Annotated in this window: 21 protein-coding genes and 4 pseudogenes; 7 read left to right on the forward strand and 18 right to left on the reverse strand. The window is 69.4% G+C overall.

The genetic code is table 11. The annotated features are described in order from the left end of the window. Window positions 1-23: 23 nt before the first annotated feature. The 9 genes from hisIE to V8F63_RS06990 all read right to left on the reverse strand — a co-directional run bounded on the left by hisIE (window position 24) and on the right by V8F63_RS06990 (window position 7,033). Window positions 24-653, reverse strand: a complete 630-nt coding sequence (gene hisIE, locus V8F63_RS06950; RefSeq protein WP_278070352.1) for a bifunctional phosphoribosyl-AMP cyclohydrolase/phosphoribosyl-ATP diphosphatase HisIE — start codon at window positions 651-653, stop codon at window positions 24-26. Further along, the gene (gene hisF, locus V8F63_RS06955; protein WP_278070353.1) at window positions 650-1,417 is read right to left on the reverse strand and encodes an imidazole glycerol phosphate synthase subunit HisF; all 768 of its coding nucleotides are present in this window, start codon (window positions 1,415-1,417) and stop codon (window positions 650-652) included. The genes hisIE and hisF overlap by 4 nt, the downstream gene beginning before the upstream one ends. 28 nt (window positions 1,418-1,445) lie before the next feature. Further along, complete coding sequence (gene hisA, locus V8F63_RS06960; protein WP_392354870.1) at window positions 1,446-2,180, reverse strand: 1-(5-phosphoribosyl)-5-[(5-phosphoribosylamino)methylideneamino]imidazole-4-carboxamide isomerase; 735 nt, start codon at window positions 2,178-2,180, stop codon at window positions 1,446-1,448. Beyond that, the gene (gene hisH / locus V8F63_RS06965) at window positions 2,177-2,776 is read right to left on the reverse strand and encodes an imidazole glycerol phosphate synthase subunit HisH (protein ID WP_392354871.1); all 600 of its coding nucleotides are present in this window, start codon (window positions 2,774-2,776) and stop codon (window positions 2,177-2,179) included. Before hisH ends, hisA begins: the two co-directional genes overlap by 4 nt. Before the next feature lie 182 nt (window positions 2,777-2,958). After that, complete coding sequence (gene hisB, locus V8F63_RS06970) at window positions 2,959-3,513, reverse strand: imidazoleglycerol-phosphate dehydratase HisB (RefSeq protein ID WP_392355054.1); 555 nt, start codon at window positions 3,511-3,513, stop codon at window positions 2,959-2,961. Beyond that, a complete protein-coding gene (locus tag V8F63_RS06975) occupies window positions 3,450-4,301 on the reverse strand; it encodes an aminotransferase class I/II-fold pyridoxal phosphate-dependent enzyme (RefSeq protein WP_392354872.1) in 852 nt (283 codons plus the stop codon). Before V8F63_RS06975 ends, hisB begins: the two co-directional genes overlap by 64 nt. 249 nt (window positions 4,302-4,550) lie before the next feature. Beyond that, window positions 4,551-5,858 (reverse strand): histidinol dehydrogenase, encoded by a 1,308-nt coding sequence (gene hisD / locus V8F63_RS06980; protein ID WP_392354873.1) that lies wholly within the window; start codon window positions 5,856-5,858, stop codon window positions 4,551-4,553. Further along, the gene (gene hisG, locus V8F63_RS06985; protein WP_392354874.1) at window positions 5,858-6,739 is read right to left on the reverse strand and encodes an ATP phosphoribosyltransferase; all 882 of its coding nucleotides are present in this window, start codon (window positions 6,737-6,739) and stop codon (window positions 5,858-5,860) included. The genes hisD and hisG overlap by 1 nt, the downstream gene beginning before the upstream one ends. Before the next feature lie 9 nt (window positions 6,740-6,748). Further along, window positions 6,749-7,033, reverse strand: a complete 285-nt coding sequence (locus V8F63_RS06990; RefSeq protein WP_253119987.1) for a YerC/YecD family TrpR-related protein — start codon at window positions 7,031-7,033, stop codon at window positions 6,749-6,751. Window positions 7,034-7,142: 109 nt separating this feature from the next. Between V8F63_RS06990 and V8F63_RS06995 the strand changes: the two genes are divergently transcribed. The 4 genes and pseudogenes from V8F63_RS06995 to V8F63_RS07010 all read left to right on the forward strand — a co-directional run bounded on the left by V8F63_RS06995 (window position 7,143) and on the right by V8F63_RS07010 (window position 12,000). Continuing rightward, window positions 7,143-7,496, forward strand: coding sequence for an endonuclease domain-containing protein (locus V8F63_RS06995; RefSeq protein WP_392354875.1), 354 nt, complete (start codon window positions 7,143-7,145; stop codon window positions 7,494-7,496). A gap of 121 nt (window positions 7,497-7,617) precedes the next feature. Continuing rightward, a pseudogene (locus V8F63_RS07000) lies at window positions 7,618-8,842 on the forward strand (FAD-dependent oxidoreductase). Between the two features lie 101 nt (window positions 8,843-8,943). Then, window positions 8,944-11,240: pseudogene (locus V8F63_RS07005) on the forward strand (TonB-dependent siderophore receptor). 82 nt (window positions 11,241-11,322) lie between these two features. Continuing rightward, entirely contained in the window at window positions 11,323-12,000 is a 678-nt protein-coding gene (locus tag V8F63_RS07010) for a Fe2+-dependent dioxygenase (protein WP_392354876.1), read from the forward strand. Window positions 12,001-12,013: 13 nt separating this feature from the next. On the opposite strand, the gene V8F63_RS07015 is transcribed toward V8F63_RS07010, so the two are convergent. The 4 genes from V8F63_RS07015 to V8F63_RS07030 form a co-directional block, all read right to left on the reverse strand. Further along, a complete protein-coding gene (locus V8F63_RS07015; RefSeq protein ID WP_392354877.1) occupies window positions 12,014-13,003 on the reverse strand; it encodes an ATP-binding protein in 990 nt (329 codons plus the stop codon). Then, the gene (locus V8F63_RS07020) at window positions 12,976-13,389 is read right to left on the reverse strand and encodes a histidine kinase dimerization/phospho-acceptor domain-containing protein (RefSeq protein WP_392354878.1); all 414 of its coding nucleotides are present in this window, start codon (window positions 13,387-13,389) and stop codon (window positions 12,976-12,978) included. The genes V8F63_RS07015 and V8F63_RS07020 overlap by 28 nt, the downstream gene beginning before the upstream one ends. A gap of 80 nt (window positions 13,390-13,469) precedes the next feature. After that, a complete protein-coding gene (locus tag V8F63_RS07025) occupies window positions 13,470-13,592 on the reverse strand; it encodes a hypothetical protein (protein WP_392354879.1) in 123 nt (40 codons plus the stop codon). A 139-nt stretch (window positions 13,593-13,731) separates the two neighbouring features. Then, window positions 13,732-15,120, reverse strand: a complete 1,389-nt coding sequence (locus tag V8F63_RS07030; protein ID WP_392354880.1) for a Mur ligase family protein — start codon at window positions 15,118-15,120, stop codon at window positions 13,732-13,734. Between the two features lie 76 nt (window positions 15,121-15,196). Here V8F63_RS07030 and V8F63_RS07035 point away from each other — a divergent pair, with 76 nt between their 5' ends. After that, on the forward strand, window positions 15,197-16,036 hold the full coding sequence (locus V8F63_RS07035; protein ID WP_313633841.1) for an LD-carboxypeptidase: 840 nt from the start codon (window positions 15,197-15,199) through the stop codon (window positions 16,034-16,036). 7 nt (window positions 16,037-16,043) lie between these two features. Here the strand turns inward: V8F63_RS07035 and V8F63_RS07040 are convergent, their stop codons facing one another. Then, a complete protein-coding gene (locus V8F63_RS07040; RefSeq protein WP_025978628.1) occupies window positions 16,044-16,535 on the reverse strand; it encodes a TIGR02281 family clan AA aspartic protease in 492 nt (163 codons plus the stop codon). 88 nt (window positions 16,536-16,623) lie between these two features. Next, window positions 16,624-16,842, reverse strand: coding sequence for a DUF1289 domain-containing protein (locus tag V8F63_RS07045; RefSeq protein ID WP_312446859.1), 219 nt, complete (start codon window positions 16,840-16,842; stop codon window positions 16,624-16,626). Between the two features lie 166 nt (window positions 16,843-17,008). Between V8F63_RS07045 and V8F63_RS07050 the strand changes: the two genes are divergently transcribed. Both V8F63_RS07050 and V8F63_RS07055 read left to right on the forward strand, forming a co-directional pair. After that, window positions 17,009-17,170, forward strand: a complete 162-nt coding sequence (locus V8F63_RS07050; RefSeq protein WP_167309526.1) for a hypothetical protein — start codon at window positions 17,009-17,011, stop codon at window positions 17,168-17,170. Window positions 17,171-17,295: 125 nt separating this feature from the next. Then, window positions 17,296-18,078, forward strand: a pseudogene (locus tag V8F63_RS07055) (crotonase/enoyl-CoA hydratase family protein); the annotation flags it as partial. A 208-nt stretch (window positions 18,079-18,286) separates the two neighbouring features. Here the strand turns inward: V8F63_RS07055 and V8F63_RS07060 are convergent. From V8F63_RS07060 to V8F63_RS07070, 3 genes and pseudogenes are all read right to left on the reverse strand, one after another. Next, window positions 18,287-19,301 (reverse strand): annotated as a pseudogene (locus tag V8F63_RS07060) (biotin/lipoyl-binding protein). Between the two features lie 23 nt (window positions 19,302-19,324). Then, on the reverse strand, window positions 19,325-20,080 hold the full coding sequence (locus V8F63_RS07065) for an ABC transporter ATP-binding protein (protein WP_134582288.1): 756 nt from the start codon (window positions 20,078-20,080) through the stop codon (window positions 19,325-19,327). Next, complete coding sequence (locus V8F63_RS07070) at window positions 20,077-21,249, reverse strand: ABC transporter permease (RefSeq protein ID WP_134582289.1); 1,173 nt, start codon at window positions 21,247-21,249, stop codon at window positions 20,077-20,079. The genes V8F63_RS07065 and V8F63_RS07070 overlap by 4 nt, the downstream gene beginning before the upstream one ends. Window positions 21,250-21,398: the final 149 nt, after the last annotated feature.

Genomic DNA, 21,398 nt, shown 5'->3' on the forward strand with positions numbered 1-21,398 from the left:
AGGCCGACCCGCACAGCGGGCCGTCAGCCTTGATCTTCAGCCGGTTCCGCCCGCCGGGTCAGAACGTCCAGCACGTCCTGGAACACCATGTCACGGGCGTGCAGAAGCACCAGCAGGTGATAGATCAAATCCGCCGCCTCGCTGGCGAGTTCCGCATTATCTCCCGCCGCCCCGGCCAGAGCCGTCTCGACGCCCTCTTCGCCGACCTTCTGGGCGGCGCGTTTGGGGCCTTGCGCGATCAGCCGCGCGGTCCAGCTGTCGTTGGGATCGGCCTGCGCGCGGACATGGATGGTGCGCTCCAGCCGCCCGATGCGGCCCAGGCCGGGCGCGTCCTCCTCGCCGAAGCAGCTGATGCGGTTCAGATGGCAGGCGTTGCCGACCGGGCGCACCTTCACCACCACGGCGTCGCCGTCGCAATCAGGCGTCACCGAGACGACGTTGAGGAAGTCGCCCGACGTCTCGCCCTTCCTCCACCGCCCGCCGCGCGAGCGCGAGAAGAAGGTGGCCTGCCCGCTGTCCAGCGTCTCGCGCAGCGCCGCCGCGTCCATATAGGCCAGCGTCAGCACCTGCAGCGTGTCGGCGTCCTGCACCACGGCGGGTATCAGGCCGTTTCCTTTGGCGAAGTCGATCTGGGAAATGTCGAACGTCGTCATATCCTCACCTCCACGCCTTGCGCGTCCAGGTAACGCTTGAGATCGGGAATCGAGATCGCGCCCGAGTGGAAAACGCTCGCCGCCAGCGCGCCCGACACGTCCGCCTCCACGAACACGTCCCTGAAATGCTCCACCGCCCCGGCCCCGCCCGAGGCCACCAGCGGAATGGTCAGCCGCCTGCGCGCCTCGGCCAGCTGAGCCACGTCATAGCCTTTGCGCACCCCGTCCTGATCAATGCAGTTCAGCACGATCTCGCCCGCGCCCAGCCCCTGCGCCTCGACGATCCAGTCCATGGTCAGTCGCCCCGCCCCGCGCCGCGCGTTTGGATCGCCGGTGTATTGATGCACCCGCCATTCGCCGTCCTGAAAGGCGCTGTCGACCCCGACGACGACGCACTGGCGCCCTAGTCGCTGGGCCAGCTCGCCGATCAGTTCGGGCCGCTCCAGCGCGGGGGAGTTGATCGACACCTTGTCCGCCCCGTGGTCGAGACAGCGCGCCGCCTGCTCGACGTTACGGATGCCGCCGGCGACGCAGAAGGGAATGTCCAGCAGCCGGGCGATGTCCTGCACCCAGCCATAGTCCAGCGTGCGTCCTTCGGGGCTGGCGGTGATGTCGTAAAAGACCAGTTCGTCGGCGCCCTGATCGCGATAGCGCGCGGCCAGTTCGGCGGCGTCGCCCATGTCGACGTGGCCCTCGAACCGCACGCCCTTGACCACCCGTCCGTCCTTGACGTCCAGGCAGGGGATGATGCGCCGGGCGGTCATCGGACCGCCCCTATGCAGAAATGGGCGGTCATCCCGCGACGGCCCTCAGCGCCTCGGCCACGGTGAAGCGGCCGGTATAAAGGGCGCGGCCGGTGATGGCCCCCGCGCAGCCGATGGCCTTGGCCGCCCTCAGATCGTCCAGGTCGGCCACCCCGCCCGAGGCCTGGATCTCCAGCTCAGGCCGACGGCGAACGGCTTCGGACAGAAGGTCCTGGTTCAGGCCCGTCAGGGCGCCGTCGCGACCGACGTCGGTAATCAGGATGTGGCGCAGCAGCCCCGCCGGATAGCGCTCCAGCACGCTCCACAGATCCACGCCGGACGACTGGGTCCAGCCCTTCAGCGCGGGCACCGGCAGGCCGTTCTCGTAGCGGACGTCCAGGGCCAGGGCGATGGCTTCGGGGCCGAACTGCTCCAGCCACTTCAGCACCAGATCCGTATCGGTGACGGCCAGCGAGCCGACGACGACGCGGCTGATCCCGGCCCCCAGCAGGTGTTCGATATCCTTTTCCGAGCGGACGCCGCCGCCGGACTGGACCTTGATATCCACGGCCCGGGCCATGTCGCCGATCAGCGCATACTGACGCGCCTCGCCCGCCTGCGCCCCGTCCAGGTCGATGACGTGGATCCACTCGGCCCCTTCGGCCGTGAAGGCCGCCAGCCGGTTGGCGGGATGGGAATCGTAACGGGTCACGTGATTGAAATCGCCGTGCAGCAGGCGAACCGCATGGCCGTCGATCAGGTCAATGGCGGGATAGATGATCACGCGGGCAACTCCAGGAAGTTCTTCAGAATACGCGCTCCGGCGGCCGCCGAGCGTTCGGGGTGGAACTGGCAGCCCCAGCGGTTGGCGCTGTTGACCACGGCGGGCACGGGCAGGCCGTAGTCGGCCGCGGCGATGGTGGCGGGGCCGTCAGGGCAGACATAGCCGTGGACGAAATAGGCCCAGTCGCCGTCCTCGATCCCTTCCAGCAGCGGATCAGGCCGACGGAGGCTCAGCCGGCTCCAGCCCATGTGGGGCGAAGGACGCGACGGCGCGGGCGCGATCGCCCCCACCCGGCCGGGGATCAGGTCCAGCAGGTCGGCGCCCCCGTCCTCGGCGCTGGTCTCGAACAAGAGCTGCTGGCCCAGACAGACGCCCAGCAGGGGGCGAGGAAAAGCGCGCAAGGCCTCGACCAGGCCCAGCGCCTTCAGCCGCTGCATCGCATAACCCGCCGCGCCGACGCCCGGCAGGATGACCCGCTCGGCCTCGTCCACATCGGCCGGATCGTCGGTGATCCGCACCCGCGCGCCCAGCCGCTCCAGCGCGAACCGCACCGAGGCGACATTGCCCGCCCCATAACCGATCAGGGTGACGTTCATCGCCCTTCTCCTCCGCCGTATTTCCCTTCTCCCCTCGGGGAGAAGGTGGGCGCCGGAGGCACTCGGATGAGGGGGCTGCGTCCGCAGGCGACAGGGCGGAGGGTGACGTCGACGTCCCCCTCATCCGTCTCGCTCCGCGAGCCACCTTCTCCCCGAGGGGAGAAGGAAAGCGGCGGCCGCCATCACAGCACCCCCTTGGTGCTGGGCACGGCGTCGCCCTCGACCCGGATCGCCTGACGCAGGGCGCGGCCCAGGGCCTTGTACACGGCCTCGGTCTTGTGGTGGTCGTCGTCGCCGGTGACACGGACGTGGACCGCCGCGCCCAGATTCTCGGCCAGAGACCGCACGACGTGGGCCGTCAGGTCGGTGCGATAGCCGCCCAGCATCGGCGTGGCGAACGTCCCCTCGAACACCGGATAGGGCCGCCCCGACAGGTCGATGGAGACCGACGCCTCGGCCTCGTCCATCGGCAGGACGAAGCCGTAGCGGCCGATGCCGCGCCGCTCGCCCAGCGCCTGTTTCAGCGCCTGGCCCAGGGCGATGGCGCAGTCCTCGATGGTGTGGTGCGGATCGATGTGCAGGTCGCCTTCGCACGCCAGACGGATCGAGAACCCGCCGTGCGCCGCCACCTGTTCGATCATGTGGTCGAAGAAGCCGACGCCGGTTTCGATTGTCACCGGCCCGGCGCTGTCCAGATCGACGGCGCAGACGATGCGCGTCTCCTTGGTGTCGCGGATAGCCTGACCGGTGCGGTTGCGCCGCGCGCCGGGGTGGCGGCGCCGAGCGCTGTCAGCAGGCGGTCGTTGACCTCGGGCTTCAGCGAGACGGGCAGCCGCACCCGCTCGCCCGCAAGATCGGCAGCCAGCCCGTAGCGGCGCAGAGCCTCCGCCGCGCCCTCCGGATCGGAGGGTCTGGCGACGATCACCGGTCCCACGCCGGCCTCCAGCGCCATGATGCGCGAAAGGGCCTCGGCGACGCGGGCGCGCTCGCGGCGCACGGCGCTGATGCGTTCGGCCGTCTCCATCATCCGCGACGGGTCCAGCGCCTGCATCGCCAGCCGCACCGAGACCTCGGGCAGGGCGTAGGGCTCCAGCGCCTCAGCCAGCCGCGCTAGCGTCTGCGCCTGCGCGAGCGCGGCCCCGACCCGCGCCCCGGCCAGGCCATAGGCCAGCGACAGGCTGCGCAGCACGATCAGATTGGCGTGGTCGTTGACCACCGCCGCAGCGGACGGCGCCTCGGCGAACTCGACCATCCCTTCATCGACGACCAGCAGGGCGGGAGCGATGCGCTCGGCCATCTCGGCTGCGGCCTCGGGCGAGCTGAGGGCGCGGATGACCACGGCGGCGGTCCCGGCGTCAGCAGCCGGGCGGGCGTAGAGGGCGGCCAGTTGCGCATAGGGCTCGGCGTCGGGCGCCTGCACCTTCAGCCCGTCGCGCGCGGCCAGGCGCCAGACTAGCTCCAGCCCGTGCGTCAGCCCGCGCGTCGGCAGCGCCTGATCGGCGTCGACGCCATAGAGCGCGGCCATGCGGGCCGCCAGCGCAGCGGGCTCCCCGGATAGCGCTCGAGGCCGTCGCCGCCCGAGACGAGCGGCGGATAGGGGGCGGGCAAGCTCATGACCCTTCTCCCCTCGTGGGAGAAGGTGGGCGCCGAAGGCGCTCGGATGAGGGGGCTGTGTCCACGCGCGAGACGGATGAGGGCGAAGCCAACGTCCCCCTCATCCGACCTGCTCCGCAGGCCGCCTTCTCCCTCAAGGGGAGAAGGAAGAAATCGTTGGTCATCCCGCGCTCCTCAGATCGGCCGCCCGGGCGTGGGCCTCCAGCCCCTCCAGCCGCGCCAGGGCGGCGGCGACGGGGGCCAGCGCTGCGGCGCCTTGTTCGGTGACGGTCTGCACCGACATCGCAGTCATGAAGCTGGCGGTGGTGACGCCGCCCAGCGTCCGCGCCGCGCCGTCGGTCGGCAGGACATGGCTGGGTCCGGCGGCGTAGTCGCCCAGCGTCTCGGCCGCCCACCGGCCGACGAAGACGGCCCCGGCGGCGGTGATCTTGTCGACCAGGGCTTCCGCATCCTCCACCTGGATCGACAGGTGCTCGGGACCGTAGAGGTTCGCGACCGCGCACGCCTCGGCCATGTCGCGCACCCGGATGGCGCGGGCCTCGGCCAGCGACGCGCGGGCGATGGAGGCGCGCGGCAGGCTTTCGACCTGTCGTTCGACCTCGGCGATGATCTCGCTCAGGGCCGTGCCGCTGTCGGACACCAGGATCACCTGGGCGTCGGCGTCATGCTCGGCCTGGCTGAGCAGGTCGGCCGCGACGATCTCGAAATCGGCGTCGCGGTCGGCGATGACCAGCAGCTCCGACGGCCCCGCCGGCAGGTCCTGCGCCGGTCCGCCGGGCAGGGAGGCGGCGTAGCGCTTGGCCTCGGCGACATAGGCGTTGCCGGGGCCGAACAGCTTGTCGACGGGGGCGATGACGCCGTCCTCCAGTTCGGCGCCGAAGGTCAGGGCGGCGATGGCCTGCGCCCCGCCCAGCAGCCACAGCTCGTCCAGCCCCGCCTCGGCGGCGGCGGCGATCATGGCGGGGTGGACCGAGCCGTCCTTGGACGGCGGCGTCACGGCGACGCGCCGCCCGACCCCGGCCACGCCCGCCGGAATGGCCAGCATCAGCAGCGACGAGAACAGCGGCGCCGTCCCGCCCGGAACATAGAGGCCCGCCGAGCCGATCGGCCGCCAGACCAGCTTGGACTTCACGCCGGGCGTGGTCTCGATGAAGGCCGTGTCCTCGGGCTTCGTCGCCTGATGGAAGACGCGCACATTGTCGGCGGCGACGCGCAGGGCGCGCGCGGCGGCGGGCGGCAGGTCGCGGCGCGCCGTGGCGGCGGCCGCCTCGGTGATTTCGATCCGGCGCGGCGCGGCGCCGTCCAGACGCGTGGCCCAGTCGCTCACGGCCTCGCCGCCGCGCGCCTGCACGTCGTCGAAGATCTCGCGCACCACGCTGGCGACGAAGCTCTCGGTGCGGCGCTGTGGGCGGGCCAGGGCGGCCTTGCGTCCGTCGGCGTCCAGTTGGTTCCAGTCGATACGCTTCATCACATCATCTTCTCGATGGGCAGGACCAGGATGGCCGACGCCCCTTCGGCCTTCAGTTTCTCCAGCGTCTCCCAGAAGACCGCCTCCTGGCAGACGGCGTGGACAGCCACGGCGTCGTCGCGCCCCGACAGGGGCATGACCGTCGGCGACCCTGCGCCGGGCAACAGGGCGGTGATCCGGTCCAGCGCCGCGCGCGGCGCGTTCAGCATCACGTATTTGGCGCCCTGAGAGGACACCACGCCCGCCATCCGCTCGACGATGCTGTCGAGCAGGTGCTGCAGGCCCGCCTCGGGCGCGGTCGGCGCCTTGATCAGCACCGCCTGGCTGTCCAGCACGGTGTCGCGCGCCATAAGGCCGTTTGCCTCCAGCGTCGCTCCGGTCGAGACCAGGTCGCAGATGGCGGCGGCCAGCTTCAGCCGCGGAGCCACCTCGACGGCGCCGCGCATGGTGACGATGTCGGCGTCCACCCCCGCCTCATCCAGAAAACGGCGCAGAATCTTCGGGTAGGAGGTGGCGATCCTTAAGCCCTGCAACGACGACGGCCCGGCGTAGTCCAGCGCCGGCGGCATCGCGATCTTCAGCGTGCAGCGGCCGAAGCCCAGCGGCATGACGACTTCGGCATTCGGCCCGCCGTTCCTGACCTCTTCCAGCACATTCTCGCCGACGATGCCCAGATCACAGACCCCGTCCGCCACGAAGGTCGGAATATCGTCGTCGCGCACCCGCAGCAGGTCGATCGGATAGTTCTCGATCCGATACAGCAGGTCGTTGTTGCCCTTGACCACGCGCAGGCCCGCGTCGCGGACCAGGTCGAGGCTGCGTTCGGCCAGACGGCCGGATTTCTGGACGGCGATGCGCAGCCGCCCCTGAACCGTGCTCATGATGTCGTCTCAGGCTTTCAGTCTGTCCAGCACCAGCCGATAGCCCTGGTGCGGCATGTCCTTCAGGGAGCGGGCGACGCGCACGACCGTGGTCGGGCTGGCCGGCGCCTCGGCGGCGATCTCGCGATAGGTCTTGTCCCCGGCGTCCAGCATCCGCGCCACCTGCCACCGCTCGGCCATGGCGCGCAGCTCGGCCGGGGTGCACAGGTCGGCCAGAAAGGCGTCGGCCTCCTCCCGCGTCTTCAGCGAGAGCAAGGCGTCCAGCAGGGCGGTCTTGGCGGCGTCGGTGCTCATGGCGCGTTCCATTATGCTGTAACAATGGAACAGTCAAGCGCCTCGAGTTGACGTTACCTCTTTTCCTCCCCACCTGTGGGGAGGGGGACCACGAAGTGGTGGAGGGGCTATGCCGCCGACCGTCGAAACCTATCGCCGCGCGGCAGGAATGCGTCGCGCCCTGACGCCGCCCGAGGCGCGGCTGTGGGCCTGCCTCAAAGCCGGGGGCCTGGAAGGTTTGAAGTTCAGGCGTCAGCATCCCATCGGCCCTTACATCGTCGACTTCTACTGTCCTGCGTCCCGTTTGGCGGTTGAAGTTGACGGCGCGGCGCATGACGACCCGGAGCAGATCGCTCACGACGAGCGGCGAGCACGATGGCTAGCCACGCAGAGCGTGGAAGTGCTGCGGGTGCGCGCAACCGATGTTCGAGATCATCTGGATGGCGTGCTGGCGTCGATCCTCCGACACGCGACAGGACGGTAGGCGGGTTACAAACAGCCCCTCCACCACTTCGTGGTCCCCCTCCCCATTTCATGGGGAGGAAAAAGCGTAGCCGGCGCGGGCGCCACTCGCCACTCGCCGCTCGCCGCTCTATCTGTCCGCCATGACCAAGGTTCTGATCATCGGCGCGGGACACGCGGGGGCTCGGCGGCGGCGCTGCTGAGGCAGTATGGCTTCGAGGGCGAGATCGTCCTGGCGGGGCAGGAGAGCGCGCCGCCCTATCAGCGACCGCCCCTGTCGAAGGCCTGGCTGAAAGGCGAGGCGGGTCTGGAAGACCTGCTGCTGCGCCCCGAGAGCTTCTACGCCGAGCAGAACATCGACTTGCGCACCGGCGTCACCGCGACCGCCATCGACGCGGGCGCCAAGACCGTGACCTTCGCTGACGGGACGGTCGAAGCTTACGACGTGCTGATCCTGGCCACCGGCTCGACGGCGCGCAAGCTGGCCATCCCCGGCGCGGATCGGCCGGACCTGCTGGAGCTGCGCACGCTGGAGGACGCCGAGCGGCTGAAGGCGGTTCTGGCGCCGGGCAAGAAGCTGGCGGTGGTCGGGGGCGGCTATGTCGGGCTGGAGGCGGCGGCCTCGGCTCGCGCCCTGGGCGCCGAGGCGGTGGTGATCGAGCGCATGGACCGGGTGCTGGCGCGCGTGGCCTCTCAGCCCCTGTCGGCCTTCTTCACCGACCTGCACAAGACGCACGGCGTCGAGATCCTGACCGGCGTGGAGGTCGCGGGGTTCGAGGATGCGGGCGTGCGGCTGGCGGATGGGACGCTGATCGCGGCGGATGCGGTGCTAGTCGGCGTCGGCGCCTTCGCCTGCGAGGCCCTGGCGCGCACGGCGGGACTGGCGTGCGAAAACGGCGTAGTGGTCGATGAGGCCGCCCGCACCAGCGACCCTTCCATCTACGCCATCGGCGACGTGACGCGGCGGCCCATCCCGGTTCACGGCGGCGTCATGCACCGGCTGGAGAGCGTGCCCAACGCCCTTGAACAGGCCAAGCAGGCGGCCAGCGCCATCGTCGGCCGCGCCGCCCCGGCGCCGAGGTCCCCTGGTTCTGGTCCGACCAGTACGACGTCAAGCTGCAGATCGCGGGCGTGCCCTTCGACGCCGACCGTCAACTGGTGCGCGGCGATCCGGCCAGCGGCGCCTTCTCCGTCTTCCATCTGGCGGGGGAGCGGATCGTGGCGGTGGAGGCGGTCAACGCCCCGGCCGACTTCATGGGCGGGCGGCTGCTGATCGGTAAGGGGACGCCGGTCAACGACGCCTTGCTGGCCGACCCGGCGGTGTCGATCAAGGCGGTGGCCAAGCCCCAAGGTGTGACCTGCGTGTGACACTCGCTTCGCAATTGAGATTTAGTCGCAAGGGTCAGATTGTCGCACCCGGAAAAGGTGCTAATGCGAGCCGGTCTCAATAATAGATCGGTTCCTCCCCCATGTCCGACGTCCGCCCCGACGCTCGCCCTGACGCCCGCTCCGCCGCTCTCAAGGCGCTTCTGTTCGCGTCCAGCGCCGCCGGCATGTTGTGCGCCGCCCCCGCGCTGGCCGCAGTCGCCGATGAGACCTCGCCCTCGGACGGGGTGATTAGCCAGGACGCCACCCACCTGGGCACGGTGGACGTGCACGGCCATCGCGTGAAGCGCGAGCCGAAGGACCCGCAGTTCGTCGCCCCCTGGTCGACACCCCGCGCACGGTCACGGTGATCCCGCAGCAGATCATCGAACAGACGGCGGCCACCTCGCTTCAAGACATCCTGCGCACCTCGCCGGGCATCACCTTCGGCGCGGGCGAGGGCGGCCAGCCGCTGGCCGACCGGCCGTTCATCCGGGGCCAGGCCTCGGGCAACAACATCTTCGTCGACGGCGTGCGCGACACCGGCGGCCAGCAGCGCGAGGTCTTCAACCTGGAGCAGGTCGAGGTCATCAAGGGCGCCGATTCCGTCTACTCGGGCCGGGGCTCGGGCGGCGGCAGCATCAATCTGTCGTCCAAGGCGCCGCGTCTGACCAACTTCGTCAACGGCTCGGTCGGGGCCGGTACGGACGACTATCTGCGCGGCACGGCGGACGCCAACTGGCAGGTCGGGCCGACCGCCGCCATGCGCTTGAACCTCATGGCCTCGCAAGGCGACGTGCCGGGCCGCAACGGGGCGGATTTCGACAAATGGGGCGTCGGGGCGTCGATCGCGGCGGGTCTGGGCACGCCGACGACCGTCACCGCCAGCTACTACCACCTCGACAGCAATCAGCTGCCTGACTACGGCGTCCCGCTCTACACCAAGCTGGGCGGGGCGACGGCGCCGCGTCCGGACGCCTCTGGCGTGCTGGACGTGCCCTACGACAGCTTTTACGGCCTGAAGGCGCGCGACTATCTGAACAATACGGTCGACAGCCTGACGCTGGAGATCGAGCACCGCTTCAGCGACACCCTGGCCCTGCGCAACGTCACCCGCTACTCGCAGACGCTGAACGATTACGTCGTCACCAACCCCGGCGACGGCGGCGCGGCCCAGCTGATCGACGGCGTCTGGTGGATGAAGCGGGGCCTGAAGTCGCGCTGGAACCCGGCCGAGACCCTGGCCAACGTCACCGACCTGCACGGGTCCTTCCTGACGAGTTCGATCAAGCACGACTTCGACGTCGGCGTGGAGCTATCGCGCGAGAAGAACCGCAACGCCTCCTATACGGTCACGACCCTGACCGGCACGGCCTGCCCGGCGCCGCTGACGGGGCTGGACTGCACCCCCGTCTATGCGCCCAATCCGAACGATCCGTGGACGGGCACTAGGACGCGCGGTCTGGTCAGCCGGGCCGACACCGATTCCATCGGCGTCTACGCCTTTGACGCCATTCACCTCAGCGACCGGCTGATCGTGAACCTGGGCCTGCGCTGGGACGACTATTCGGTCGAGGGGCTGAACGCCTCGGGCACGGTGACGGCGCCCGTCTATACCGCCACGCGCGGCGACTGGGACTTCGTCAACTATCAGCTCGGCCTAGTCTATAAGCCGACGGCGAACAGCAGCGTCTACGCCGCCTGGTCGACCGCCTCGACGCCGCCGACCATCTCGGCCGGGGATCAGAACACGGGCACGACCAACGGCAGCGCCAACTTCGTCGCCACCGTTCTCGACCCTGAGGAGACCGAGAGCTTCGAGATCGGCGCCAAGGCCAATCTGTTCGGCGACCGTCTGGCGCTCAGCGGCGCCCTGTTCCACCTGACCCGCAAGAACGCCGCCATTCTGGTGGCGCCGGACCGCTATGAGCAGGCGGGCGAGGCCAGGGTGCAGGGTCTGGAGCTGGGCGTCTCGGGCAACATCACCGACAAGTGGCAGGTGTTCGGCGGCTACACCTGGATGGACTCCGAGCTGGTGCGCGGCGCCTACAACAGCATCAACGTGGGCGATCCTCTGGCCAATACGCCCGAGCACAGCGCCAGCCTGTTCACCACCTATCGCGTCCTGCCGAAGCTCAGCCTGGGCGGCGGCGTCTACTACGTGTCCAAGTCCTGGGGCGGCAACCAGGGCGGGGCCGGCGGCGGCGCCAACCGCGTCTATGCGCCGGACTACACGCGCGTCGACCTGTTCGCCTCCTACGACATCAGCGAGCGCGCCTCGCTGCAGCTGAACGTCCAGAACGCCGGTGATGAGGACTACATCATCCGCACCAACGGCGTGCACCACGCCGACGTCACCCCGGCGCGTCAGGCCATCCTGACGCTGAACGTCCGCTACTAAGAGGCCGCGTTTCGCGTCATCCTGTCGGCCCCGCGCTTTCACAAGTCGCGGGGCCGATATGTCTCCAGACGGTGAGAGAGCCATGCTGCTGCACATCCCCGACGTCTTCACCAAGGCCGAGGTGCAGGCGCTGCGCCGGACCCTGGACGCCGGTCCCTGGGCCGACGGCAACATGACCTCGGGCCATCAATCGGCGAGCGCTAAGAAGAACCAGCAGCTGCCCGAGGACAGCCCCCAGGCGCGCGAGGTCTCGGCCCTGGTGGTCCAGGCGCTGAACGCCAATCCCATGTTCGTCTCGGCCGCCCTGCCGCACACGATCTTTCCGCCCCTGTTCAATCGCTATGAGGGCGGCGGCGAGTTCGGCCTGCACGTCGACAACGCCATCCGCCAGCGCGGCGAGCACCGCATTCGCAGCGACCTGTCGGCCACCCTCTTCCTGTCCGAGCCCGAGGACTATGACGGCGGCGAGCTGATCATCGAAGAGATGTACGGCGCCCAGTCGATCAAGCTGCCGGCGGGCGACCTGGTCCTGTATCCGTCCAAGAGCCTGCACCGGGTGACGCCGGTGACGCGCGGCGCCCGCGTCTCTAGCTTCATGTGGCTGCAGAGCCTGATCCGCGACGACGCCGACCGCGAGACCCTGTTCCGCCTCGACGTGGCGATCCAGCGCGTGAACCTGGACAAGGGGCCCAAGGATGCGGCCGTGATCGAACTGACCGGCGTCTATCACAACCTGCTGCGCCGCTGGTCGGAGGTGTGACGCCTCGGCGCGCTCAGGCCGCCTTCGCCGCCTCGCCGCGCGACAGCGCCAGCCGGATCGCGTTCAGCAGGGCGTCGGGCTGGATCGGCTTCTGCGCCACCCCGTCCATCCCCGCCGCCAGATAGGCCGCTTCGTCGCGCGGATCGGCGTTGGCGGTAAGGGCCAGAATGGGCAGGGCGGCGGCGGGGCCGGGCAGGGCGCGGATCGCCCGCGTCGCCGCCACCCCGTCCATCACCGGCATCTTCACATCCATCAGGATCAGGTCGAACGGCGCGGCGGCCGCGCGCTCCACCGCCTGGCGCCCGTTCTCGGCGGTCTCGTGAGTGCAGCCGAACAGCTCCAGCACCTTGCCGGCGACGAAGCGGTTGGCGGCGTGGTCGTCCACCACCAGCACGTGCAGGGTCTCATGCAGCGTCGGGGACGCCTGACGATCCTCGGCGCGGCGGGCGTCGCGCTCCGCCAGCGGCAGATGCAGTTCGAAGCCGAAGCGCGCCCCGCCCTGGGGCGAACGCTCCACGGTCAGCGCGCCGTCCATCCGCTCCACGATCTGGCGGCAGATGGCCAGGCCCAGCCCGGCGCCGGCGCCCTGTCGCCCCGCCTGGCCGGTGTTGAAGGGCTCGAAAATGGCGCGCGCCGCCTCGTCGCTGACGCCCGGGCCGCTGTCGTCCACGGTCGCGGACAGGCGCACTCGTCCATCATCCAGCGCCGTCGCCAGCCGCACCGCGACCGATCCGGCCTCGGTGAACTTCAGGGCGTTGCCGATCAGATTGTTCAATAGCTGTTTGAGCCGCGTCTCATCGCCCACGACCCATCGCGCGGCCGTCAGCTCCGCCTCGACCTGCAGCTCCAGCGCCTTCTCCTCGGCGCGCGGGCTCCACAGGGCCGACAGGTCTGCGGCCACCGACTGCAGGTCCAGCGGTGCGGGCTCCAGCGTCAACATCCCCGCCTCGGCCCGTGACATATCCAGCGCGTCGGTCAGCAGCCGCAGCAGGCTGGCGCCCAATCGAGGATGGTGCGGACGTGGGGCCGCAGGTCGTCCTGCGTCAGCTGCCGCTCCATCAGGGCGGCGACCCCCAGAACGCCGTTCAGGGGCGTGCGGATCTCGTGGCTCATCACGGCCAGGAATTCGGACTTGGCCCGGCTGGAGGCGCGGGCCTCGGCCTCGGCCCTCACCAGGTCCTGGGCCAGATCAGCCATGGCCTCGGCGCGGCGTTTGTGGATGGCCACCCCGGCCTGGAGCACGTGCAGGCCCGCCCCCACGCCGACGTAACGGCCGCGCGAGACGACGATAAAGCCTTTCAACAGCGCGCCCAGCCCGGCCGCGTCCATCGACTGGAACAGCATGTCGGCCGAGGCGTCGGCCTCCACCACCATCGGCGCCGCGTCCATCAGCGCCGAGATCGGGCGCCGGACATACAGGGCGCGTCCGAACTCGGCCGCCAGCTTCAGGGTGAAGGCGTTGCGCTCGATCAGGCCGACGGGGCGCCCTCGGCGTCGGCCACGGCGATGACCAGGGTTTCCGGCTCGGCCTCGAACCGGGCCAGAGCCTCTGCGCCCAGGGCGTCGGGCGCCATCGGCGCCGAGGCGTCCACGAAATCTCCTATCCGGGCCATTTCCCAGCCGTCTCCTGCTTCTTGCCGGAGCAGGGTTAGGCGAGGCGGCTTAACAGCCGCTTTGCCGGAAATGAATGTTTTGCAAGGCTAATTTGACGGATGGTCCGACGGCGGACAGTCAGATCCGCGCCAGCAGCTCGGCCGCAAAGGTCGACAGGCTGTCGTCGCGCGCGCCCATGACCACCACCCGGTCGCCGGGCCGGGCCATGTCCACGATGCGGTCGCCGCAGTCGGCGCGGGTCGCCAGCGCCTGCGCCCGACGTCCCGCCGCGCGCACGCCGGCCGCGATGTCCTCGCTGCCGATGCTGCGGTCGGTGGTGCCGCCGTAATAGACCGGCTCGGGCATCAGCAGCACGTCGTCATGCCGCATCAGCCCGGCGAAGCCCTCGATGAACTCCTGCTTCATCAGCTTCAGCGGACCGAAGCCGTGCGGCTGGAACAGGATCAGCAGCCGCCCGTCAAAGGCGTGAAGGGTCTTCAGGGTGGCGGCGATCTTGTCCGGGTTGTGAGCGAAGTCGTCGATCACGGTGACGCCGCCCTGCGTTCCCACCACCTCCAGCCGCCGCCGGATGCCGCTGAAGGTCTCCAGCGCCGCGACCGCCTGATCCAGACCGACGCCCAGCGCCCGAACCGCGCCCAGCGCCGCCAGAGCATTGGCGACATTGTGCGCGCCCGGCACGGTCAGCGTCACCGCCCGCGCCGCCTCGCCGCGCACCCGCAGCTCAAACGCCGTGCCGGTCGGCAGGGGCTGCAGGTCGTGCGCCGACAGGTCCGCCTCTTCCTCGCCCAGCGCGAAGGTGATCGCCTTGCCGGGCTTCAGCGTCTGCGCCAGCGCCGCCGTCTCGGGATTGTCCAGGTTCAGCACCGCCGTCGCCGCCCGGCCGACGAAGCCGCCGAACAGGTCGCGCAGCTCCTCCATCGACTTGTGGTCCAGCGAGATGTTGGAGACCACGGCGACCGTCGGATCATAGCGGGCGATGGAGCCGTCGCTCTCGTCCACCTCGGCGACGAACAGATCGGGTCCGCCGACCAGGGCGCTGGCGAACGGGTGGTCGGGCGTGGCGAAGTTCTTCATCACCGCCCCGTTGACCACGGTCGGCGCGCGCCCGGCCTGATCCAGGATCCAGGCGATCATGCCGGTGATGGTCGACTTGCCGCTGGTGCCCGCCACGCCGATCGAGGTCGGGGCCGCGTTGAACAGTTCGCTGAGCAGTTGGGGCCGGGTCTTGATGGCGGCGCCGACCCGCTTGGCCGCGCCGATGTCGGGCACGGTGTCCTCGACCGCCCCGGTGGCGACCACCACCTGATCGGCGCTGACCACGCCCGATCCATCCTGCGGGTGCAGGGTCACGCCGTGGGCGCGCAGCCAGTCGAACTTCTCGGGCGTGCGTCCCTGATCCAGCGCCCGGTCGGACCCTGAGATGCGGCCGCCCTGCGCCTGAACGATCATGGCCAGCGGCATCATGCCCGAGCCGCCGACGCCGCAGAAGAAGTAGTCTTTGTTCATCGGCTTGATTTCAATGCGGGAAACCGGGGAAGGTCCGGCCTGACTAGCACGCAAGACGCTCAAGGCCATCCCGTCCATGCAGACCAGACCGTTCCGAATCGGCGTCGTCAACGCCAGCTCCCGCCTCGAACCGGCGCGGGGCGAGGCGATCCGGGCCTGGGCGGCGGCGCAGTGGCCGGACGGGGCGGTCGAACTGGTGCTGCACCCGGCCCTGTATGACGTCCACGGTCATTTCGGCGGCGACGACGCCACCCGCGCCCGCGCCTTGGTCGAGACGGCCAACGACCCCGACATCGACGCCGTCTGGTTCGCGCGCGGCGGTTACGGCGCCTGCCGCATCGCCGAGGCGGTGATCCCCGAGCTGACCGCCCACGCCTGGGCCAAGCGCTATCTCGGCTATTCGGACGCCGGCAGCCTGCTGGCGGCGCTGTATCGCGCAGGGTTTCCCCACGTGGCGCACGGGCCGATGGCCTCGGACGGGTCGCGCCATGACGCCACGGGCCTGCGCGCCGTGAACTGGCTGAGGCACGGCGACCCGGCCTCGCTGGAGCCGTCCCTTCTGAGCGACCCGCGGCCCGCCGTCGGCTTCAACCTGACCATCCTCAACGAACTGGTCGGCACGGCGATCGAGCCGGATCTGACCGGCCACGTCGTCATGCTAGAAGAGGTGTCCGAGGCGCTTTACCGCGTCGATCGGATGATGTTCCACCTAACCGGCCAGGCCTCGATCCGCCGCATCGCCGGCATCCGTCTGGGCCGGGTGTCGGACGTGACGGCCAATGATCCCGAGTTCGGCCTGACGGCCGAAGAGATCGTGCGCCACTGGTGCGTGCGCTCCGGCATCCCCTATCTGGGCGCCGCCGACATCGGCCATGATCGGGACAATAAGGTGGTGCCGTTCGGCCCGCGCGCCTGAGGCGCAATCAGCCCTTCAGGATCAGCCCGTCGGGCCGCGCCTCAAAGGCCGACAGCCGCCCCAGGAAGCTCATCCCCAGCAGGGCGGCGGGCATGTCGCGGTCGATCACCAGGGCCTCGACCGAGGTCAGCTCGACCCCCGCCACAGACACGGAGGTCAGCAGCACCCGCGCGGCGGGCGTCTGGCCCGAGGCGGTGTTCAAGGTCTGGTTGAAGTCATGCGGTTTCAGCCGCACGCCCAGCCGTTCGGCATCGGCGCGGCTCAGCGTCACCGCGCTGGCGCCGGTGTCGACCAGCATCCGCATCGGCCGCCCTTCGACGGTCGCCTCGGCCCAGTAGTGACCGTCGGCCGCGCGCGTCACCGACGGCGCCTCCTTCAGCGCCACGGCGGCGTAGGCCTTGGCCGGCCCCTCCCACCACATCAGGGCGCCGGCGCAGGCGCAGGCCGACGCCAGGGCGGCGGCGAAAACGACAGCAGAGCGCGGGTCAAAGCGGATCATGGAAGCGACTATGCCGCCGGGGTCTTCCCATGCGGTGAAGCGACGTGGCGAACGAAAGGTTGACGCCGGACCGCTGATCGCCGCCGGGTCACTCGCCCAACAGACGAGGGTCGATCCGGCTCTTGCGCCCCGGCAGGTCGGCCATGACGTCGGCGCGGCCCTCGTCGGTCATCCGGCTCCAGGTCGCGATCTCCTGCAGCGTGCGCAGACAGCCCAGGCACAGGCCCGAGGCGCCGTCGACGGTGCAGACCATGACGCAGGGGCTGGCGATGGAGCGGGGCGGGGAGGGGGCGGGGGCGTGGGACATGGTTCGTGACGGTATCGCAACAATGAGTCCGAGAACGGACTATAATTTCTTGACTTTTCGCGCCAGGCGGCTATATTCACCGTCGACGCGAAACGACTGACAGGGTGAGAGTCCCAAAAAGCACGACGTGTCTTCTTTCATCGTTCAACGAAAGGAGACGCCAAAAATGAACGAAAACAAAGAGCGTAATCTCCAGCACGCCATGATGTCCTTCGCCCTGTTCGGCGGGATGCTGGTCAACACGAAGCAGATGAACGGCGCCGGCGACCGCGTGGTCAGCCACCCGTCCAACTTCGTACCCATAACGATCAAACGGCCGCGCGCGTAGTCGCCAGAGCGGATGATCCAGCCAGAAGCCCCGGTCAGAACGACCGGGGTTTTCAATTCCGCCCTTGCCATCGCCGCGCGCCCTGGCCGAAACCCAAGCCTGCATTGCTAAAGAGGATACGCGGCATGGGTCTGATCGTCGAAGAGCGCAAAGGCGCGGTCATGGTCTGGACGCTGGACCGGCCCGACCGGCTGAACGCCCTGCCGGATCTGGAGGACGGCGAGGCCTTCGCCGCCGCCTGCGACGCCGTCAACGCCGACCCCTCGATCCGCTGCGTGGTGATGACCGGGGCCGGACGCGCCTTCTCGGCCGGCGGCGATCTGAAGGCGATGAAGGACCGCCGCGACCTGTTCGAGGGCTCCGGCGTCGCCATCCGCGAACGCTATCGCCGCGTCGTCCACCGCATCGTGCGCGCCCTCTATGGGCTGGAGGTCCCGCTGATCAGCGCCGTCAACGGCCCGGCCATGGGGCTGGGCTGCGACATCGCCGGTCTGGGCGACATCCGCATCGCCTCCGAGCGCGCCAGCTTCGGCGTGCCCTTCATGAAGCTGGGCATCATCCCCGGCGACGGCGGCTCATGGCTGCTGCCTCGGAACATCGGCTACGCCCGCGCCGCCGAACTGCTGTTCACCGCCCGCTCGATCGACGCGGCGACGGCCGAGCAGTGGGGTCTGGTCAACCGCGTCGTCGCCCATGAGGCGCTGATGGACGAGGCGATGCAGACGGCCGACCAGATCGCCGCCCAGCCGCCCCAGGCCCTGCGCATGGCCAAGAGCCTGCTGCGTCAGGGCCGCGACATGAACTTCGACCAGATGCTGGAGCTGTCCGCCGCCATGCAGGCCCTGGCCCATCTGACCGACGACCACATCGAAGGCGTGAGCGCGGTGCTGGAGAAGCGGGCAGGGGATTTACGGGGAACTGAGTTCCTCTCTTCCGCTCACCCCGGCGGACGCCGGGGCCCAGTGAGAGCCGCGTGCACAAGGTCTGCGATCCTTGTCATCGCGCTTGAGGCCAAAGGATTGGATCCCGGCGTCCGCCGGGATGAGCGGGAGAGTATACGCCAACAAAAAAGGGCCCCTCGCGAGGCCCCTTTTCCGTTTTCATCCCGACCCGATGTTACGCCCGGGCGGGGGCCTTCATGGCGCGCGTGGCGGGCACGCCGGTGGTGGCGTTGTCGCGCTTGGCGCCCGCCGTTTCGCCCGGCTTCATGAACTTGACCAGCACGCGCTGGCCGATCAGCAGCGGGGCCTCGTCGACGGCGACCACCACCTCGACCACGCGCTCGTCGGTGCGTTGCGACGGGTCGTCCGAGGCCAGCTTGCGGGCGCCGAAGACGGCGGCGCGGCGCAGCACCTTGCCGACATAGACCTTGGTCGGATCGCCTTCGGGAGTGATCTCGACGGCCTGATCGACGCTGACGTTTGGGATGTCGGCCTCGACGATCTCGGCGCGGGCGATGCGCGGTGCGGCGGGCTCCAGGTCGAACATGTTCGACACGTTCAGGGTCGAGGCCGGCGCCGGGGTTGGCGTAGCGGCGCACGATGCGGCCGTCGGCGGGCGAGCGGATCACCGTCAGCTCGACGTTATAGGCGGCCTGATCGCGGCGGGCGCGGGCGGTCTGGACGGCGGCCTGTTGCGAGGCGAGGCGGGCCTGGGCCTGGGCGATGGCGTCGCGGGCCTGATCCATGCGCTGGGCGGCGACGAAGTTGGTGGCGACCAGTTTCTGCAGCCGGTCATGCTCGCGCTGGGCCGTGGCGATGTCGACGTTGATCATGCGCAGCTGGCTTTCGGCCTGGGCCAGATCGGCCGCCGCCGTCTGCAGCGACAGGCGCGGCTCGTCGTCTTCCTGACGGGCCAGGATCTGACCGGCCTTCACCAGGTCGCCTTCCTGCACCAGGACGTCGCGCACCACGCCGCCGCGGCGCGCCGCGATCTGGATGATGCCGCCCTCGATGTCGATCTTGCCGTTGGCGATGGCCGAGTAAGGGCTTTCGACCTTCTTGTCGGCGGCCTGCGCCAGTTCAGCCTTCTTGGCGGCGCCGGCCTTCTGCATCAGGCTCAGGCCGATGACGATGGCGATCACCAGCGCCAGGCCGATCCAGAGCCATTTGTTTTTCAGGAATGCGGGCATGGGGGTCCTCAAGGGGATCGGGGTCAGTGCGACGCCAGGATGGCTTCGGGATTGGGGGTGCGGCGCTGATCGTCGATGATCACGCCGTCTTCGATGTGGATCACCCGGTCGGCCCAGGCTTCCAGGCGCGGGTCGTGGGTCACGCAGATGACGGCCGCGCCGTGTTCGGTGGCCGCCCGGCGCAGCAGGCGGATGACCACCTGGCCGTTCTCGCCGTCCAGCGCCGAGGTCGGCTCATCGGCGAACAGGATCTGCGGGTCCTTGGCCAGGGCGCGGGCGATGGCGACGCGCTGCTTCTCGCCCCCGGACAGGGCGGCCGGGCGCTGGTGCAGGCGATGGCCCAGGCCGACCTCCTCCAGCGCCAGGGCGGCGCGCTTCTTGGCCTTCTCCGGCGACAGGCCCTGATACTTCAGCACCGTCGTCACCTGCTGCAGGGCGCTGAGCGCCGGGAACAGGTTGAAGCCCTGGAAGATGAAGCCGCAGTGATCCAGCCGGAACTTGTCGATCTTGCCGCCCGACAGCTTCCACAGGTCGTCCACGTCCAGGGCGTCGACGCGCCCTTCCTCGGGCCGCAACAGGCCGGACAGGGCGGCGATCAGCGTCGACTTGCCCGAGCCCGACGGGCCCATGACCATGGTCAGGTCGCCGTGGCGGGCGTCGAAATCCACGCCCTTCAGCACCTCGACATAGGACCGGCCGGACTTGAAGCGCTTGACCAGTCCCTTGGCTTCCAGGGCGAACTCGCCGTGCCTGCCTTGAACTTTCGCATGTTTGTTCATCGCAGCAGGTCCGCAGGTTGGCTCTTCTTCAGGATGCCCATCGACAGGAAGCCCGACAGCATGGAGATGGCGATCAGGCCGCCGCCGACCACGATCAGCAGCATGGGCGGCAGGGCGATGATGACGGCGTTGGAGAGGGCCAGCAGGGACAGCAGCCAGGTCAGCAGGATGGCCGCGCCGACCCCCACCATGCCGACCCAGAAGCTCAGCTCCATGACGATGCGGCGCAAGGATCCCATGCCGACGCCCAGTGCGCGCAGAGAGGCGAACTCCTTGATGTTGGCCATGATGGCGCCGCGCAGGGTCTGCCAGGTGATGGCCACGCCGATGATGATGCCCAGCACCACGCAGCCGCCGATGATGATGACCAGAATGCCTTCCTCGAACATGGCCCCGGCGTTGGCGTCGGCCAGCTGCTGACGGGTCCAGGCCTTCCACTGGCCGTTGCCCATGGCGTTCAGCTGGGCGACCACGACCTCGGCGCGGGCCGGGTCCTTGATCTTGAGCATCAGCGGGCCGACGCGCGGCCCCTCGAAGGCCTGGCCCAGCATCCGCAAGCTGTCGCGCGACATGACGATCGTCGGCTGCATCATGTTGGGATAGCCGCGCAGGACGCCCACCACGGTCACGGTCTGGCCGTTGAACAGGGCCTTGTCGCCCAGCTTGACGCCCAGCGGCGTCAGGGCCGTCTCGTCCACCGCCACGGTGAAGGGCTGGCGCAGGGCCTCGACCAGTTCGTCCGAATAGTCGCGCGGGATGGTGACCGAGCCGGGCGCGGTGTCGATGATGTTGACCAGGACGCTCTTCTGGCGCGGCGCGCCCTGCTTGGCGCGATCGGCGGCCGTGGCGGTCGGGTCGACGTTCTTGATGTTCTGGAAATTGCCGCCCGACATGTCGAGCGTCTTCACCTCGACCACCTCGGGGTGGTTGTAGGCCAGCGGGACAAAGCGTCGCGGCATGCCCATCGGCCCGCTGAACAGGGCCTTGGCGCCGGGCTGCATGATGAAGATGTCGGCGCTGGAGCGCTCGATGGCGGCGGTGAATCCCTTGCCGATGCCGATGAAGACCCCGGTCATGGCCAGCACCAGCAGCCCCGACAGGGCGAGCGCCATGACGGCGGCCATATAGCGGCGCCACTCAAAGAGCAGCGTGGATAGCGCGAGCGACATGACGCGTATTCATTCCCCTGACTTGCACTGTTATCTGACGCTCTGGCCGCGCTTGGCCAAGTTAAATCGGGGTAAGGCTGGCTCGGCCGGATTTGTTACGGGGCTTGAGGGGCGCCCCTCGCGGGTTTAGTGACGACTTCAACAGCAAG

The sequence above is a fragment of the Brevundimonas sp. LF-1 genome (assembly GCF_037055305.1).
Classification (GTDB): domain Bacteria; phylum Pseudomonadota; class Alphaproteobacteria; order Caulobacterales; family Caulobacteraceae; genus Brevundimonas; species Brevundimonas sanguinis.

What these genes read in the sequence shown, in the direction of transcription:
- V8F63_RS07030 (WP_392354880.1), bottom strand. Translation starts at nt 15,120, where the DNA reads ATGAACAAAGACTACTTCTTCTGCGGCGTCGGCGGCTCGGGCATGATG.
- hisH (WP_392354871.1), bottom strand. Translation starts at nt 2,776, where the DNA reads ATGAACGTCACCCTGATCGGTTATGGGGCGGGCAATGTCGCCTCGGTG.
- hisG (WP_392354874.1), bottom strand. Translation starts at nt 6,739, where the DNA reads ATGAGCACGGTTCAGGGGCGGCTGCGCATCGCCGTCCAGAAATCCGGC.
- hisF (WP_278070353.1), bottom strand. Translation starts at nt 1,417, where the DNA reads ATGACCGCCCGGCGCATCATCCCCTGCCTGGACGTCAAGGACGGACGG.
- V8F63_RS06995 (WP_392354875.1), top strand. Translation starts at nt 7,143, where the DNA reads ATGCCGCCGACCGTCGAAACCTATCGCCGCGCGGCAGGAATGCGTCGC.
- V8F63_RS07065 (WP_134582288.1), bottom strand. Translation starts at nt 20,080, where the DNA reads ATGAACAAACATGCGAAAGTTCAAGGCAGGCACGGCGAGTTCGCCCTG.
- V8F63_RS06990 (WP_253119987.1), bottom strand. Translation starts at nt 7,033, where the DNA reads ATGAGCACCGACGCCGCCAAGACCGCCCTGCTGGACGCCTTGCTCTCG.
- V8F63_RS06975 (WP_392354872.1), bottom strand. Translation starts at nt 4,301, where the DNA reads ATGGCCGCGCTCTATGGCGTCGACGCCGATCAGGCGCTGCCGACGCGC.
- V8F63_RS07010 (WP_392354876.1), top strand. Translation starts at nt 11,323, where the DNA reads ATGCTGCTGCACATCCCCGACGTCTTCACCAAGGCCGAGGTGCAGGCG.
- V8F63_RS07035 (WP_313633841.1), top strand. Translation starts at nt 15,197, where the DNA reads ATGCAGACCAGACCGTTCCGAATCGGCGTCGTCAACGCCAGCTCCCGC.
- V8F63_RS07070 (WP_134582289.1), bottom strand. Translation starts at nt 21,249, where the DNA reads ATGTCGCTCGCGCTATCCACGCTGCTCTTTGAGTGGCGCCGCTATATG.
- V8F63_RS07020 (WP_392354878.1), bottom strand. Translation starts at nt 13,389, where the DNA reads ATGGACGCGGCGCCGATGGTGGTGGAGGCCGACGCCTCGGCCGACATG.
- hisD (WP_392354873.1), bottom strand. Translation starts at nt 5,858, where the DNA reads ATGAAGCGTATCGACTGGAACCAACTGGACGCCGACGGACGCAAGGCC.
- V8F63_RS07050 (WP_167309526.1), top strand. Translation starts at nt 17,009, where the DNA reads ATGAACGAAAACAAAGAGCGTAATCTCCAGCACGCCATGATGTCCTTC.
- V8F63_RS07040 (WP_025978628.1), bottom strand. Translation starts at nt 16,535, where the DNA reads ATGATCCGCTTTGACCCGCGCTCTGCTGTCGTTTTCGCCGCCGCCCTG.
- V8F63_RS07045 (WP_312446859.1), bottom strand. Translation starts at nt 16,842, where the DNA reads ATGTCCCACGCCCCCGCCCCCTCCCCGCCCCGCTCCATCGCCAGCCCC.
- hisIE (WP_278070352.1), bottom strand. Translation starts at nt 653, where the DNA reads ATGACGACGTTCGACATTTCCCAGATCGACTTCGCCAAAGGAAACGGC.